14 protein-coding genes are annotated in these 15,136 nt (G+C 71.1%); 8 read left to right on the top strand and 6 right to left on the bottom strand.

Annotation, left to right across the window (positions count from 1 at the left end; translation table 11 throughout):
* Positions 1 to 27: 27 nt before the first annotated feature.
* Positions 28 to 1,122 carry a hypothetical protein gene (locus ACIP8Z_RS00070; RefSeq protein WP_402076712.1) on the bottom strand — a complete coding sequence of 365 codons (1,095 nt, stop codon included), beginning with the start codon at positions 1,120 to 1,122 and terminating at the stop codon, positions 28 to 30.
* 153 nt (positions 1,123 to 1,275) lie between these two features.
* Here ACIP8Z_RS00070 and ACIP8Z_RS00065 point away from each other — a divergent pair, with 153 nt between their 5' ends.
* Positions 1,276 to 2,511, top strand: coding sequence for a cytochrome P450 (locus ACIP8Z_RS00065; protein WP_402076710.1), 1,236 nt, complete (start codon positions 1,276 to 1,278; stop codon positions 2,509 to 2,511).
* 54 nt (positions 2,512 to 2,565) lie between these two features.
* On the opposite strand, the gene ACIP8Z_RS00060 is transcribed toward ACIP8Z_RS00065, so the two are convergent.
* Positions 2,566 to 3,024: a MerR family transcriptional regulator gene (locus ACIP8Z_RS00060; RefSeq protein ID WP_319313034.1), complete on the bottom strand. Its 459-nt coding sequence runs from the start codon at positions 3,022 to 3,024 to the stop codon at positions 2,566 to 2,568.
* A gap of 72 nt (positions 3,025 to 3,096) precedes the next feature.
* Here ACIP8Z_RS00060 and ACIP8Z_RS00055 point away from each other — a divergent pair, with 72 nt between their 5' ends.
* The 6 genes from ACIP8Z_RS00055 (at position 3,097) to ACIP8Z_RS00030 (ending at position 10,206) form a co-directional block, all read left to right on the top strand.
* Positions 3,097 to 4,041, top strand: a complete 945-nt coding sequence (locus ACIP8Z_RS00055; protein ID WP_402076708.1) for an FAD-dependent oxidoreductase — start codon at positions 3,097 to 3,099, stop codon at positions 4,039 to 4,041.
* Between the two features lie 6 nt (positions 4,042 to 4,047).
* Complete coding sequence (locus ACIP8Z_RS00050; RefSeq protein WP_402076706.1) at positions 4,048 to 5,559, top strand: MDR family MFS transporter; 1,512 nt, start codon at positions 4,048 to 4,050, stop codon at positions 5,557 to 5,559.
* Positions 5,560 to 5,633: 74 nt separating this feature from the next.
* On the top strand, positions 5,634 to 6,326 hold the full coding sequence (locus ACIP8Z_RS00045; RefSeq protein ID WP_319313040.1) for a methyltransferase domain-containing protein: 693 nt from the start codon (positions 5,634 to 5,636) through the stop codon (positions 6,324 to 6,326).
* A 73-nt stretch (positions 6,327 to 6,399) separates the two neighbouring features.
* The gene (locus ACIP8Z_RS00040) at positions 6,400 to 7,194 is read left to right on the top strand and encodes a class I SAM-dependent DNA methyltransferase (protein ID WP_402076704.1); all 795 of its coding nucleotides are present in this window, start codon (positions 6,400 to 6,402) and stop codon (positions 7,192 to 7,194) included.
* Entirely contained in the window at positions 7,191 to 8,684 is a 1,494-nt protein-coding gene (locus ACIP8Z_RS00035) for a flavin-containing monooxygenase (protein WP_402076702.1), read from the top strand. The genes ACIP8Z_RS00040 and ACIP8Z_RS00035 overlap by 4 nt, the downstream gene beginning before the upstream one ends.
* 154 nt (positions 8,685 to 8,838) lie before the next feature.
* Complete coding sequence (locus ACIP8Z_RS00030) at positions 8,839 to 10,206, top strand: aspartate aminotransferase family protein (protein ID WP_319313046.1); 1,368 nt, start codon at positions 8,839 to 8,841, stop codon at positions 10,204 to 10,206.
* A 54-nt stretch (positions 10,207 to 10,260) separates the two neighbouring features.
* On the opposite strand, the gene ACIP8Z_RS00025 is transcribed toward ACIP8Z_RS00030, so the two are convergent.
* The 3 genes from ACIP8Z_RS00025 to ACIP8Z_RS00015 are packed head-to-tail and all read right to left on the bottom strand — an operon-like array spanning position 10,261 to position 12,091.
* A complete protein-coding gene (locus ACIP8Z_RS00025) occupies positions 10,261 to 11,142 on the bottom strand; it encodes a M56 family metallopeptidase (RefSeq protein ID WP_402076700.1) in 882 nt (293 codons plus the stop codon).
* A 58-nt stretch (positions 11,143 to 11,200) separates the two neighbouring features.
* Positions 11,201 to 11,599 (bottom strand): BlaI/MecI/CopY family transcriptional regulator, encoded by a 399-nt coding sequence (locus ACIP8Z_RS00020; protein ID WP_402076699.1) that lies wholly within the window; start codon positions 11,597 to 11,599, stop codon positions 11,201 to 11,203.
* Between the two features lie 18 nt (positions 11,600 to 11,617).
* Entirely contained in the window at positions 11,618 to 12,091 is a 474-nt protein-coding gene (locus ACIP8Z_RS00015; protein WP_402076697.1) for a hypothetical protein, read from the bottom strand.
* Between the two features lie 157 nt (positions 12,092 to 12,248).
* Between ACIP8Z_RS00015 and ACIP8Z_RS00010 the strand changes: the two genes are divergently transcribed.
* Positions 12,249 to 13,559 carry a hypothetical protein gene (locus tag ACIP8Z_RS00010; RefSeq protein ID WP_402076696.1) on the top strand — a complete coding sequence of 437 codons (1,311 nt, stop codon included), beginning with the start codon at positions 12,249 to 12,251 and terminating at the stop codon, positions 13,557 to 13,559.
* Between the two features lie 77 nt (positions 13,560 to 13,636).
* Here the strand turns inward: ACIP8Z_RS00010 and ACIP8Z_RS00005 are convergent.
* A partial coding sequence (locus ACIP8Z_RS00005; RefSeq protein WP_402076695.1) for a condensation domain-containing protein occupies positions 13,637 to 15,136 on the bottom strand: 1,500 nt, incomplete at its 5' end.

Here is a 15,136-nt window from a genome sequence, read left to right as displayed (position 1 = left end):
GGGTGATGCCCTTCCGGGAGCCGGAGCTCACCGCAGCACCGCCGCGACGGACCTGCGCGGCGCGGCGGCCGCCGGCTGAGCCGGGTGGCCGATGCGGAAGGTGACGAGGGCCTCTCGGTCCGGGTCGGCGACGAGCTCGGTGAGCACGGAGCCGAACCGGGGCGGCTGTCCGGTCTGACGTTCCCGGTCGGCGCGGACCGTCATCATGTTGAGATGCCCGACGGCGAGCCCCCGGGCGGTCGCGAACAGATGGATGCGCTGGAGCAACCGCCCGCCCTCGATCCGGTCCCGCGGACTCGTCGCGTCCGGGACGGTGACCATCCCGAACGCGGCCGCGGTGGGCAGATGGACCTCGCGGGTCTGGCGCAGCCAGAACCGGTCGGCGGTACGCCGGGACGGCGAGGGCAGTCGCTTGCCCAGGGCGCTCAGCAGCGGCGGCATGCCCTGGGTGTCGACGGTCATCCCGTCGGGGCTGCGCTCGATGTCCCGGTCGCTCTTGCGGAACCACCGGTGCCCGGCGAGGGACTGGTCCTCGTCGGCGATGATCGCCTCCGTCGCGGCCGTCAGATGCGCGGCGATCCGCGCACGGTCCTTCTCCTCGGAGAACCAGAGCAGCGCCGGCGCGGACAGATCGGCCCGCCCGAGTCCGGCGATCTCCTGGAGCACGGGCTCGGGCAGGGGCTGCGGACGGAACGGGCCGCGGTTGGTGTGCCGGTAGGGGATGGCGTCGTACAGCTCGGACGCCGTCGCCTCACCGGGCTCCAACCGTACGGTGGCGGCGTGTGCCGCGTCCTCTTCGTCGGGGAGCAGCTCGACGTGCGGGGTGAACCCGCGGGCCCGGGCGGCCAGGACCATGTTCTCCAGGGCGCAGCCGAGGCCCACGTACAGCTCCCGGTCGAACGGATCGAGAGCGCCCTGACGGCGCGACAGGTCGGCGTACAGACGCAGTCGGCCGCCGCCCTCGTCGTCCGCGTCGACGGCGAACCGCCACGGCTGTACGTTGCGGGCGTTGGCCGCCAGGATGCCGGCGGCGACGATGCCCTCGGCACCCTCGTGGTCCCGCCAGTGTCGCCAGGCGTCGAAGGCCGTGCCCTTCGGCGGCCTCGCTGAGTGTGTGGTCATCGCGGAACTGAGCGCAACGGATCCCATGGACGGCTACCCTGCGGCCGTCCCGGGAGCCACGGGAGTCCCCTTTGGGGGGTGCACGCGAGGTGCCCGAACGACCACGGCGTCGGTGGGTGTCTCCCGGGGCTCCCGGGAGACACCCTCGGTCTCATGACGCAGACGACCCCGGCCCAGACCCCGGAAGACCACCTGGCAGCCTTCTTCGACCCGGCCAACCGCGCCGACCCGTACGCCCACCTGCATCAGCTGCGCGAGGCGTCGCCGTTCCTGGCCATGGACGGGGCGTTGATGGTGCTGGGGCGGCACAAGGACGTGGACGCGATGCTGCGGCATCCGGCGGCCAGCGCCGACCGCAGCAAGTCGAAGATCCTCAGCACGGACGCCGTGGAGTCCCGGAAGGAGGTCATGACCTTCCTCGACCCGCCGGACCACACACGGCTGCGCGGGCTGGTGACCCAGGCGTTCACCCCCCGCATGGTGCAGAGCCTGGAGACCCACATCCGCGGCATCGCCGACGACCTCGTCACCCAGGTGGCGCGGAGCGGGTCGCCGGTCGACATCCCGAGCGTCTTCTCGTACCCCGTGCCGGTGCGCGTCATCTGCGAGATGCTCGGCGTCCCCGCGGAGGACCACAAGGTCTTCGGCACCTGGTCGACGGTCCTCGGCCGGGCGCTCGACCCGCTGATGGCCGCCAACCGCTCGCCGGAGATCGACAAGGAGGACACCGAGACCAGGGCCGCCTTCTACCAGTACTTCCGCGACCTCATCGCCGACGGCGGAGCCGACGACGACGGCCTCCTCGCCCGGCTGGTGCGCGCCGAGGCAGAGGGCGACCGGCTCACCGAGACCGAGCTGCTCGCGACGCTCGCGCTGCTCGTGATGGCCGGCCACGAGACCACCGCCAACCTGATCACGCACGGCATCCTGCTGCTGCTGCGCCACCCGGAGCAGCTGGCGCTGCTGCGGGAGGACCCCTCACTGGCGTTCTCCGCGGTCGAGGAGATCCTGCGCTTCGAGCCGTCCGTGCAGATGCTGCACCGCATGGCGAAGGAGCGCATCGTGCTGGACGACTTCGAGATCCCGGAGGGCATGGACGTCCTGCTCCTCGCGGCGGCCGCGAACCGGGACCCGGAGGTGTTCCCGGACCCCGACCGGTTCGACATCACCCGAGCCACCGGGCAGCGTCTCGACCACCTGTCGTTCTCAAGCGGTCCGCACCGCTGTCTGGGCGCCAACCTGGGCAAGCTGGAGGCCGTCATCGCCCTCCAGGCGTTCGTGACCCGGATCGTCGACCCCAAGCTGGTCGAGGAGTCGCTCGAGTACCGGCCGCACGTGATCCTGCGCGGCCCCGAACGGATGTCGGTCTCCTTCTCCGGCATCCGCTGACGCGTCGCGCCAGGGCCCGGCAGCCTCAGGGCTGCCGGGCCCTGGCGTCTGAGCTCACCCGGGGAGATGGCCGCGCAGCCCCCCGGTCTCCACCGGAGCCTCCGCCGTGCCGTTGGCCAGCTGCTCCACCAGCTTGCGGAAACCGGGGCACTCGGTGAAGTCCTTCGCCTTGCACTCGAGGGCGTGCTCGATCAGCGTCTTCGACGCCGCGATCTCCTCGATGCGCCGCTCCAGCTCCGCCCGCTGCTCCAGCAGCAGCACGCGCCGCTCCGCCGCGTCGGTCGCGTCCAGCACGCCGCGCAGCTGCTCCAGGCTGAAGCCGGCGGCCTTGCCCCGGACGATCATCGCCACCCGGGCGATGTGGCGCGTGCTGTAACGACGGCGCCCGTTCACCCGTTCCGCGGGGGACAGCAGCCCCGTCGCCTCCCAGTGCCGCAGCACATGGGTGCGCAGGGCGAACCGGTCGGCCAGCTCGCCGATGGTCATGGATGTCTCGTCGGCACTTGACTTCATGTTGACATTAACTTGCAGAGTTGGGTCCAGGTCAAGGGGACGGCTCACGTCTCCGCTGAGACAGGAGGAATCATGCTGGACGTGATCATCGTCGGCGGGGGACCCGCCGGAATGTCCGCCGCGCTGACCCTGGGCCGGGCCCACCGCACGGTGCTGCTCCTGGACAGCGGACAGGGGCGCAACGCGCCGGCCGACGCCGTGCACAACTTCCTCACGCACGACGGCACGCCCCCGCAGGTGCTGCGCGACCTGGGCCACGAGAACCTGCGGCAGTATCCGACGGTCCAGTCCGTCGCCACGGCCGCGACCTCGGTGCGCCGCCTCGGCGACGACCACTTCGAGGTCCGGCTGGAGGACGGCGGGCTGCACGAAGCGCGCCGACTCCTGCTCGCCACCGGACTGCGCGACGAGCTCCCCGACGTCCAGGGCGTGGACGTGCTGTGGGGCAAGAGCGCCTTCCACTGCCCGTACTGCCACGGCTTCGAGGCGAGCGGCAGCCGCATCGCCGTGCTCGGCGCGGCACCGGAGCGGGTCAGGCTGGCGCTCCACCTGAGCCGTTTCACCGACGACATCGCCCTGTGCACCGGCGGAGCCTCCCTGGAACCGGTCATGCAGAGCGTCCTGGAGGCCAACGGCGTCGCCGTGCAGTGCGCTCCGGTCGCCCGGCTGGAACACGAGGACACCCAGCTGCGCCGGATCGTCTTCGACGACGGCACCTCGCTCGACCGGGACGCCGTGTTCATCAAGACCACGCTCCACCAGCGCTCCGACTTCGCCGAGCGGCTCGGCTGCACGGACTTCCCCGACGGCTGCGTCGAGGTGAACGAGTTCGCCCAGACCAGCGTCCCCGGCGTCTACGCCGCGGGCGACATGGCCCGACGCGCCACCGTGCCCATACCGCTCGCCGCCGTCGTCGCCGCCGCGGCCAGCGGAACCGTCGCCGGAAGCGTCATCGACCAGGACCTGGTCAGTGCCGACTTCAAACTTCCCAACCCGTTTGCGTCCGGGAGGGCGTGACCCACCATGTCCGATCGCACCACCGCCGAAACCTCCGCCGACCGGCCCGGGGACACCGACTCCGGGGAACCGCCCCAGCGCAGCATCGTCCCGCTCGCTTCCGCGGGCCTCGTACTGGGCATGCTGCTCTCCGTACTCGACCAGACGGTCGTCGCCATCGCCCTGCCCGACATCGCCGCCGACATCGGCGGCGCCGACTCCTTCAGCTGGGTCGTCACCGCCTACGTCCTCGCATCCACCGCGACCGGCACCCTGTACGGACGGCTGAGCGACCGGTACGGGCGGCGCCCCCTCTTCGTCATCGCCGTCCTCCTCTTCGTCGTCGCCTCCCTGCTCTGCGGCATGGCCCAGAGCATGCCCCAGCTGATCGCGGCCCGGGTGCTCCAGGGCATCGGCGCCGGCGCCCTCTTCGTCATCCCGACCGTCACCCTCTCCGAGCTGTACCCGAAGCATCTGCGCGGCAAGGTCCAGGGCCTCACCGGAGCCGTCTTCGCCATCGCGAGCGTCGGCGGTCCCCTGGTCGGCGGAGCCATCACGGATTCCGTCGGGTGGCGCTGGATCTTCTACATCAACATCCCCCTCGGCATCCTCTCGGTGCTCCTGTGCGCCTTCGCGCTCCGGCTGCCGCGCGCCGCCGCCGGCGAGAAGGTCGACCTGGGCGGCTCCGCGCTGCTCATCGGCGGTGTGGTGAGCCTGCTGCTCATCACCGAGTGGGGCGGACGCGACCACGCCTGGACCTCCGGGCTCATCCTCGGCCTGATCGCCGGCTGCCTCGCCCTCTTCGCGCTGTTCGTGTGGTGGGAAGGCAAGGCCAAGAACCCCCTGCTGCCGATGCGGCTGTTCACCAACCCCTCCCTGCGGCTGGTACTGCCCGCCACAGCCATCCTCGGCATGCTCCTCTACGGCTCCGTGGTCTACATGCCGACCTTCCTGCAGACGGCGTACGACATGAGTGCCACCACAGCCGGCCTCGCGCTCAACCCGTACTTCATCCCGTTCCTCGTGGTCTCCGCCGTCGCGGGCGGCAAAGCCGGTGCCAGCGGACGGTTCAAGCCCTATCTCCTCACCGGAGCCGCGGTGCTGGCCGTCGCCTTCCTGGTGCTCGGCATGCTCGACCTCGACAGTCCGTACCTCCTGGTCGCGGGAGCCATGGCGATCCTCGGCGTCGGGTTCGGCCTGCTCATGCAGAACCTCGTGGTGGTCTCCCAGAACGCCGCCGCGCCGCCCGACCTCGCCGCCACCACCGCCGCCAACCTCTCCATCCGGGGACTCGGCATGGCGATCGGCGTCGCCCTCTTCGGCAGCCTGCTCAGCCGCGAGATCGGTGACGGCCCGGTGACCCCGGAGTCCACGGCGGCCGCCATCCCGGAGGTGTTCGTCTGGGGCGTGCCCCTGGCCCTGCTGCTCACCCTCCTCATCGGTCTGCTGCCCCGGACCGGCGCCGCTCAGCAGCGCACCGACCAGGACGCCGACGACAGGAACCCCGCCGGCGGTTCGCCCGAACCCGGCACCGCCTGACCACCAGGCAACCGGCGGACGAGAAGCCGTGCGGGCTTCTCGTCCGCCGCCCCTCCACACCGAAGGCCAACCAGATGCGTACCCTCTTCCAAGCCGCCCACCGGGGACTCCACCGCCTCGCCGACCGGCGCCACGACCACCGCGGACACGAGGCCGAACCGGGAGGCATGGGCATCAGCGGCGAAGCGTACGACCGCCTCTCCGGGAGACTGCTCAGCGGCCTGTACCGGCGTGCCGCCGACGACGTCTGCCGCGCCCCCGAGGACGCGCTCGTGGTCGACATCGGCACCGGACCCGGCAGGCTCCTCCTCGACATCGCCCGCAGGCGTCCCGACCTGCGCCCGCACGGCGTGGACGTCGCGCCGTCCATGACCGAGCGGGCCCGTCACAACGCCCGGGCGCACGGCTACGGAGACCGCATCACCCTCCACACCGCCTCGGCCGACGCACTCCCGCTCGCCGACGCCAGCGCCGACGTCATCGTCTCCACGCTGAGCATGCACCACTGGGCCGACGTGCCCCGGGCCGTCACCGAGATGGCGCGGGTGCTGCGCCCCGGCGGGCGGCTCGTCATCTACGACTTCCGCGCCACCTCCGACGCCCCGCTCACCCGGACCGTCGCCGCGCGCCCCGAGTTCGCGGGCCGCACCGTCGAGCGCACCCTCGTCACCGGCGCCCCCTGGATCCCCTTCCCGCTGTTCGCCCGCATGACGGTCGAACGTGCCCCGGCCCCCGCGAACCCGTCCCACGCCACGGCGGGGAACTGACCGGTCGGCCACCCCCGAAGGCCGGGCCTTTCGTGCCTGGCACCCCATCCACCGACGGAGGTTGACTCCCGGCATGGCCACTCAGGAGAACTACGGTCCGACCAGCTACGGCGACGAGCTCGCCGACATCTACGACAACTGGATCGTCCGCCTCCAGGACGACACCGATGACACCGTGCGTGTCCTCGGCGAACTGGCGGACAGCGCGGCCCGCGCGTCGGGCGCGAAGCGCATTCTGGAACTGGGCGTCGGCACCGGCAGGGTGGCCCTCCCGCTCAGCGAGCGGGGCCTGGAGATCACCGGCATCGACGCCTCGCCCGACATGCTCGACCGGCTCCGGGAGAAGCCCGGCAGCCACCGGGTCACCCTCGTCCAGGGCGACTTCGCCGACCACACCGCCGAAGGACCCTTCGCCCTCGTCTACATCGTCTTCAACACCCTCTACAGCCTCTCCTCCCAGGAGGAGCAGCTCAACTGCCTCTCCAACGCGGCCCGACTCCTCCCCGACGACGGTCTCTTCGTGGTTCAGGGCTTCGTGCCGGACACCGCACGCTTCGAGATGGCCCGGCAGAGCCAGCAGCTCATGGAGGTGGCCAGGTCCGAGGAGAGCAGCCTCAACCTCGGGGTGGCCCGCCACGACCCGGTGACCCAGCGGATGTGGCCCCACTACAGCCTCCGTGACTCCGCCAACTCCCGCGACCACATCGTCCAGTTCCGCTACGTGTGGCCCAGCGAGCTGGACCTCATGGCCCGGCTGGCCGGCCTCACCCTGGAACAGCGGTACGGAGGGTGGGACCGGTCCCCCTTCACCGGCGAGAGCCAGCAGCACGTCTCCGTCTACCGCAAGACGGGCGCCGCGCGGCCGTGAGCAAGGAGCGGAGGCGCCACACTCAGGTCGCCGTCATCGGCGCCGGGATAGCCGGGCTCGGCGCCGCGATCCAGCTCAAGCGGCGCGGGCTGGACTCCTTCACGGTCTACGAGAAGGGCGGCGACCTGGGGGGCACCTGGCGCGACAACACCTATCCCGGCGCCGGCTGCGACATCCCGTCCCACCTCTACTCGTACTCCTTCGCCCCCTACCGGGACAGCGACGTCCGCTACCCGCGGCAGCGCGAGATCCTCGCCTATCTGCACCGCTGTGCCGCGGACGGCGGACTCGCCCCGCACCTGCGGTTCGGCACCGAGATCGCCGAGCTGCGGTACGACGACGACACCGGCCGCTGGCTGCTGCGCACCACGGACGGCGAGGAGCACACGGCCGACGTGGTCGTGACGGCCGTGGGGCAGCTGTCCCTCCCGAAGTACCCGGCGCTCGAAGGGGCGGAGGAGTTCGCCGGCACCGCGTTCCACACCGCCCGCTGGGACCACGACCACGACCTCACCGGCCGCGACGTGGCCGTCATCGGCACCGGTTCGAGCGCCGCCCAGGTCATACCCGAAATAGCTCCACTGGTACGGAAGCTGTACGTGTACCAGCGCTCGGCGAACTGGGTGCTGCCCAAGCCCGGCGAGCGGTTCCACCCCCTGATGGCCGCGGTGCTGCGCCGGGTGCCCGGCGCCCACCGCGCGTACCGCTCCCTGCTCTTCCGGCGCTCCGAGGCCGTCCTGCTGCCCGCCCTGCGGCGCAGCAGGATCTCCGGTCTCCTGCGCATGATGGCCGGACGGCACCTGAAGTCCCAGGTGACCGACCCGGAGCTGCGCGCCAAGCTCACCCCGGACTCCGCCATCGGATGCAAACGGATCGTGCTCGCCGCCGACTACTACCCCGCGCTCGCCCGCGACAACGTGGAAGTCGTCACCGAGCCCATCGAGCGGGTGACCGAGAAGGGCATCCAGACCCGGGACGGGACGCACCGCGAAACCGACACCATCGTCTACGCCACCGGATTCCGCACCACGGAGTTCCTGGCCCCCCTGAAGGTCACCGGCAGGGACGGCCAGGATCTCCACGAGACCTGGCGCGACGGCGCACAGGCTCATCTCGGCATCCACGTGCCCCGATTCCCGAACCTGTTCCTCATGTACGGCCCCAACACCAACCTCGGGCACAACTCCGTGACCCTGACCCTGGAAGCGCAGGCCGGGTACATCGCCCAGTGCGTGGAGCTGCTCGCGGAGCGCGAGGAACGCTCCGTGCTCGACGTCGGCCAGGAAGCACTCGAAGCCTGGCAGCGCCAGGTGGACGACGGCTCCCGCCGCACGGTCTGGACCGACAGCTGCACCAACTGGTTCAAGACCGAGGGCGGTGCGCTCACCAACAACTGGCCCCACCCCACCACGCTCTACCAACGCCTCACCGCACGTCCCGATCCCACCGTCCTCCGCCTCGTCCCGGCCGGCCGGCCCCTGCACCCCTGACCGTCGCGCACCCACGGACCGCACCCCGCCATCCAGCCGGGGCGCGGTCCGTCCGCGGTTGCGGCCGGGGCGCGCACCGCCCTGGCCGACCTACCCGATCAGGTCGCCCGAACGGATCTGGGGCCCCCCGATGACCCGCCCTAACGTGCTTGGCATGACAACTGAGCAGGCCACCAACGGCCTTGAGGCCGCACAAGCCGTCCTCGCGGACGAACAGGCCCACCTCTTCCGGGGCTGGGTGCAGCAGGGCGCCTACCGCGGAATGCCCGTACAGGGGGCGCAGGGCTCCTGGTTCTGGGACTACGCGGGCAACCGCTTCCTCGACTTCTCCTCCCAGCTCGTCTACGCCAACCTCGGTCACCAGCACCCGCGTCTGGTGGCCGCCGTCAAGGAACAGGCCGACCGGCTCTGCGTCATCGCCCCCCACTTCGCGGAGGCCAGCCGTTCCACCGCCGCCCGGAAGATCGCCGAGGTCGCCCCCGAGGGCCTCGACCGCGTCCTGTTCACCAACAGCGGCTCCGAGGCCATCGAGAACGCCGTACGGCTCGCCCGGCTGCACACCGGCCGGCACAAGCTGCTGTCCGCCTACCACTCCTTCCACGGAGCCACCTCGACGGCGATCCACCTCACCGGAGACCCGCGCCGCTGGCGCAACGACACCGGCGCGGCGGGCGTCAGCCGCTTCTTCGCCCCGTACCTCTACCGCTCCGCCTTCTACTCCGAGACCGAGGAGCAGGAGTGCGCACGCGCCCTGGACCACCTGGAGCAGGTGATCGTCCTGGAGGGCGCGCAGACCATCGCGGCCATCGTCTTCGAGCCCATCGGCGGCACCAGCAGCGGCGTCCTCATCCCCCCGGACGGCTATCTGGCCGGTGTCCGCGAGCTCTGCGACCGGTACGGCATCATGCTCATCCTCGACGAGGTCATGGTCGGCTTCGGCCGCACCGGCACCTGGTTCGCGGCGGACCACTGGGGCGTACGCCCCGACCTCATCACCTTCGCCAAGGGCGTCAACTCCGGCTATCTGCCGCTGTCGGGCGTCATCGTCTCCGACGAGATCGTGGAGACCTTCTCCAAGACCCCCTACCCGGGCGGCACCACCTACTCCGGCCAGCCGATGGCCTGCGCCGTCGCGGTCGCCGCCATCGACACGATGCGCGACGAGGGCGTCCTGGAGCACGCGGCCAGGCTGGGCCGGGACGTCTTCGGTCCCGAACTCGCCAAGATCGCCGAGCGGCACCCCTGTGTCGGCGAGGTGCGGGGAATCGGCGCCATGTGGGCGATCGAACTGGTGAAGAACAAGGAAACCCGCGAGATGTACATCGGCTACGACGCGCCCGACCGGTTCAGCCCCCAAGGAGCCGAACTGATGGGCGCGTTCATGTCCCGCGGTCTGAACCTCATGGTCTACCTCAACCGCGTCAACATCACACCGCCGTGCAACATCAGTGAGGCGGACGCCCGCGACGGCCTCGCCCGCATCGACGACGCGCTCAGCGTCGCCGACCGGCACTGCACCTGACGCGGCTGTCCCGGCGGCCGCGCGGCCGCCGGGACCCGAGGGCGTAAGCGCTCTCTAGAACAGCGGAGTGAACAGGCCGCGGCCGGCCGCGGCCACGGTTCCGTACACCAGCAGACCGCAGACCGTACAGAGCAGCAGCACCGCCCGCCGCAGCGAACGGCAGCGCAGCGCCCGTGCGGACGGCTTCGGCCCGTGCTCCAGCTGATGCACACGCGCCTCAAGCGTCGTCGTGTCACCCATCAGCGTCCCCGCGGCGGCCACCTCGGGCTCCGCCAGTGCCTTCACCAGAGCACCCGCCAGCGTCGAAGGGGCGGCGTGGGACAGCGCCGCCCGGTCGGCCGACAGCTCCTGCCGTACCGCGGCGTGCCGGCCAACGGTGCGCAGCGCCGGCAGGAACCACAGTGCCGAAGAGGCGAGTTCGGCGGCCAGCCGACCCAGCGGATGCCGACGACGGGCATGGTGCGCCTCATGACGCAGCACCGCCGCAAGCTCCGCGTCGGAGGTCCGCGCCACCAGCAGCGAACTGATCGCGATCCGCGGGCGCAACGCGCGGTGCGTCACGGCGACGGCGTGCGCCACGTCGATCTGCGCCACCTGGATGTCACCGGCGACCGCGCGGGCGATCCGCGACAGCCGCTCGCAGGGCGGCACCGAGTTCTCGCTCACCCACCGGGAAAGCGCCGCGGAGTCGAGCAGACACCGCAGCATCGTCCGCGATCCGGCGATCACGCTCACCAGCGCGACGGCGAGCCCGCAGGCGATGACCAGCGTGTCCACCATCCCGATGAAACCCGACGAACCGCCGGCTCTCGCATGCCGAGGAAGCTCCGCACCGATGTGCCACGCCTCCAGACCGCAGGCGAGCGTGAGGCCGAGGCAAAGGACGAGCCCTACCAGACAGGCAGGGCTCCGTCGTATTTCGCCGAGGTGTTTCACCGGTGAATCCCCCTGAGTACGTGCGGATCTGGTGCGGAGCGGCGGAGATGACGATGCCTCAGCCGGACTCGGTCTCGTCCGAGTCCGGCTGCATGAGGTTGAGCAGCCGGGACCGCAACTGCGGCTCCGTCCGGCACTGATCGACGAAGTGCGCCACCGCGGCGATCCCGTGATCCCTGATCACGTCCCGCACGGCCACCTCGGCGGCATCGGCGACGAGGGGCTCGTAGAGGAAACCGCGCCCGGCCGGCGTCCGCCGCAGCACGTTCCTCGCCGCCAGTCGGCTCAGCACGGTCATCACCGTGGTGTAGGCGAGCGGCTCGGGGCGTTTCCGGTTCAGCTCCTCCTGAACCTGCCGGACGCTCAGGGGCCGGCCGTTGCGCCACAGGGCCGTGAGGGCCTCTGCCCCCAGCGGCCCCAAGAGCTTGCTCAGCGTTCCGGCTGTCTTATCGGTCATGAGAACCACGGTCCTCGGTCAGTCCGAACGATGGGCGTCACTCACGTGGATGCGACGCATTGCCTCCATACGCACCGTACCGACAACGACGAGGCCGAATCCATACCAGACGAGATCGTGGTAGAAGTCGACGGACGTCCCCTGCGAGTGCTTCCACATATCGAGGAAGAATCCCGCCAGCTCCACCCCGCCGCCGGCCGCGAGCAGCACCCCGGCCACCCGGAACCCCGCGCGGAAGGCCAACGCCCCGCCCGTGGCCAGCACGATCGCGGCGCCCAGGTAGATGCCGAGATGGATCGACCACAACGCCCGCGGAGGCTCCGGGACGAAGGAGACGTTCTTGGCGTGCCAGTACGTGTCGAAGGCCTGGCCGAACAGATAGATCGCCACGGCCGCGAAGGCGACAGTGCGGAGCCGGCCGGTCGGATCGGCAGGAGGTGCGGAGTTCCCCGCTTCGTGTTCCGAAGCCGACCGCGTCTCTGTGGAGTCCATGCTCCATACGGTGCAACACGCGCGTCCACGGTGAGACCCGACTCCGGACGAGGAGAACGACCGCCCGATCGGCCACCCCCTTCAGTCCCTCCGCGTTCGTCGAAGGTACGGCCTACGGAGTCTCGCCCCGGGACCCGGCGGGCCCGATCGTGACGGGATGTCCTACGACGTCTACCTTGCCCATGTCGTCGGTCACCGCGACGGCCCCATCCCCCTCTCCTACGCCCTCGTCGCCGGAACGACCGCCCTCTACGCCTCGTTCGACGCCCTGCGGCTGCGCTGGCACGAGCGCCGCTTCGACGCCCGGCGGGTCTGGCGCGCCGTGCCCCGTTTCACGCAGCAACTCTGCGACCACCCACTGCTCCGGCGCACGCTGCGGCTGTTCGGTCTCGCCCTGACCGTGCTCACCCTCACCGTGCTGACCACGGGATACGGAGGCAAGGAGCTGGGCCCGGGCATGGTGTTCGTCCTCTTCTGGGTCGGACTCGTCCCGGCCTCGCTGTTGTTCGGACCGGTCTGGAGACTGCTCAACCCCCTGCGCACCGTCCATGAACTCCTCGCCCTGCTGCTGCGCACCGACCCCGACAAGGGCATCCGGCCGCTGCCCGAACGACTCGGCCACTGGCCGGCAGCGGCCGGACTCCTCGCCTTCGCATGGCTCGAACTGGCCGCGCCGGCCCGTGGCTCCGCCTCGACGGTCCTGCTGGGACTCTGGCTGTACGCCGCCGTCCAGCTCACCGCGGCCGCCGTGTTCGGCTCACGTTGGTTCGAGCGCGGGGACGCGTTCGAGGCGTACTCCTCCCTGATCGCCTCCCTCTCGCCGCTGGGCAGGTCACCGGCCGACCGTCGCCTGGTGCTGCGCAACCCCTTCAACGGGCTGAGCGCGGTGCGGGCCGGGCCGGGCCTGACGGCGACGGTCGCCGTGATGCTGGCGGCCACCGGCTTCGACAGCCTGGCCAATCTCGGCTGGTGGAAACAGCTCACACAAGGCGCTCCCGAGCCGCTCGCCCGCTCGGCGGGGCTGCTGGCCACGGTGCTCTTCGTGCTGGGACTGCTGTGGGTCTCGGGCCGAGCCTCCGGACGGCTCTCCCGCGACGGCTCGTGGACCGCCGCCCTGATGGCCCCCTCACTGATCCCGATCGCCATCGGTTACGTCATCGCCCACTACTCCTCCGTCCTGGTCCTGGAGGCCCAGCGCTTCGTCGACGTCTTCTTCGTCACCGGTGAGCACGGTTCCACCCACGACGGCGGCATGGAAGCCGCGTCCTATGTCGTCCCCGGTGCCACCCTGATGTCCCTCGTCCAGGTCACCGCCGTGGTCACGGGCCATGTCCTCGGGGTCGTCAGCGCCCATGACTCGGCGGTGGGGGTACTGCCGCGCGACCGCAAGGTCCTCCCGCAGGTTCCGCTCTTCGCCGGCATGATCGGCCTGACACTGGGCGGCCTCGCGCTCCTCTACAGCACCTGAGAGGAGGCGGTACGGCACGAAAGGTGGGGGCCGCTCCCGGAGCGGCCCCCACCTTCGTCACACCCGCGCCGGGCCGGCTACTCCCGGGTCTCCGGTGTCTCCCGTGCCCAGCGGGCCAGCTCCGTCAGTTCCGCGACGAGCGCGTCGACGATCCGGCGCGCGGTCTCCGGATGATGGCGGTTGCCGCTGAACCCGACGGTGAGGTTGAGCCGCCCCGCGACGACGAAGCCGATCACGTCGACCAGCCGGAACCGGGTGCCCACATCACTGCGCTGGCGTCCGTACGCCATCCGGGGAACGCTCAGCAGGTCGCTGCGCATGAACACCTCGTCGACCTGCCCCAGATAGTTGACGCCGATCTCCGCCTGGGGCAGGGACCGCAGCACCGCGGCCTCCGGGTCGCCGGACACGTACCGCAGCAGCCCGTGGCCGGCGCCGCGGCCCGGCTGCGACCGGGCCTGGTCCACGGTCCGGTGCAGCGCGTCCACCGCCGACTCCGACGGGTCGAACGTGAACAGCACGGGGACGAGCGTCGAGAACCGCCCCACGGTGCGGCTCACGTCCGCGCCCGGCACCGGCAGGTCACGACCGTGCCGCTCCAGATCCAGCAGGACCCGTCGTGAGCCCTCCCCGGGCTCCTCGTCCGCGAAGGGCAGGGAGCGCAGGACCGCCGAGCACAGGACTTCCGACAGATCGGCCCGCACCCGCCGCGGCAGCAGCCGGACCAGCGCCTCCGTCACCTTCCGGTCGAGTCGCACGGTGTGGTTGTCCAGCGACTCGAGCGAGTTGGCCCCCGCGGTGCCGTCCAGCCGGATCACCGACGGGGACCGGCGGTCCTCGCCGGCCCAGTAGCCGAGCTCGGCCCGTACCTCCGGCCCGTCGGCGTACGCGCGCAGCCCTTCGGTCCAGGACCGGAAGGAGGAGGACTTCGGCGGCAGCTGGCCCTGCTCGCCGGCGTCCAGGGCCGCGTAGCAGGCCAGCAGGTCCTCCAGCACGATCCGCCCCGAGTAGTGGTCGACCGCCAGCCAGTGGGCGAGGAAGAGGATGCAGTGGGGGCGGTCGCCCATGTCGAAGTAGGCCAGGCGCAGCAGCGGCCCCTCGGCGAGGTCGAGGCTCGACTGGAGCTCGTCGCTGATCTCGATGCTGCGCCGCTTCTGGGCGCGGCTGTCGAGCGAGGACAGGTCGTACGTCGTGAACGGCAGGGCGTCCTCCTCGTACGGAGCGACCTCGGCCCGCCAGCCGGCTCCCGGAGCGGGCTCGCGGAAGCGAAGCCGCAGGGCGTCGTGGTGTTCGAGGACACGTCGCAGTGCCAGCGCCAACGTGGCGGGGTCCAGCGGACGCTGCAGCGACAGCAGGAACGAGGCGTCGTTCCAGTGGTGGCGCTGCGGCAGGTCCTGCGAGAGGAACCAGTGCTGCGAAGGCGTCATCCCGGTCGGTCCCACGGGGTCGTCCTCGGCGGTCCGGACCACGGCGGAGCGAACGACCAGTGCCTGTTGGGTGATGGTGGGGTTTTGGAAGATGTCGGGGAGTTGGAGGTGGAGTCCGTGGCGGTCGGCTGCGGCGGTGGCGCGGAGGGC

It is taken from the genome of Streptomyces sp. NPDC088553 (assembly GCF_044752965.1).
GTDB lineage: Bacteria > Actinomycetota > Actinomycetes > Streptomycetales > Streptomycetaceae > Streptomyces.
The sequence above is the reverse complement of the archived record's forward strand: the minus strand, read 5'-3'. Positions and strand labels throughout refer to the sequence as shown.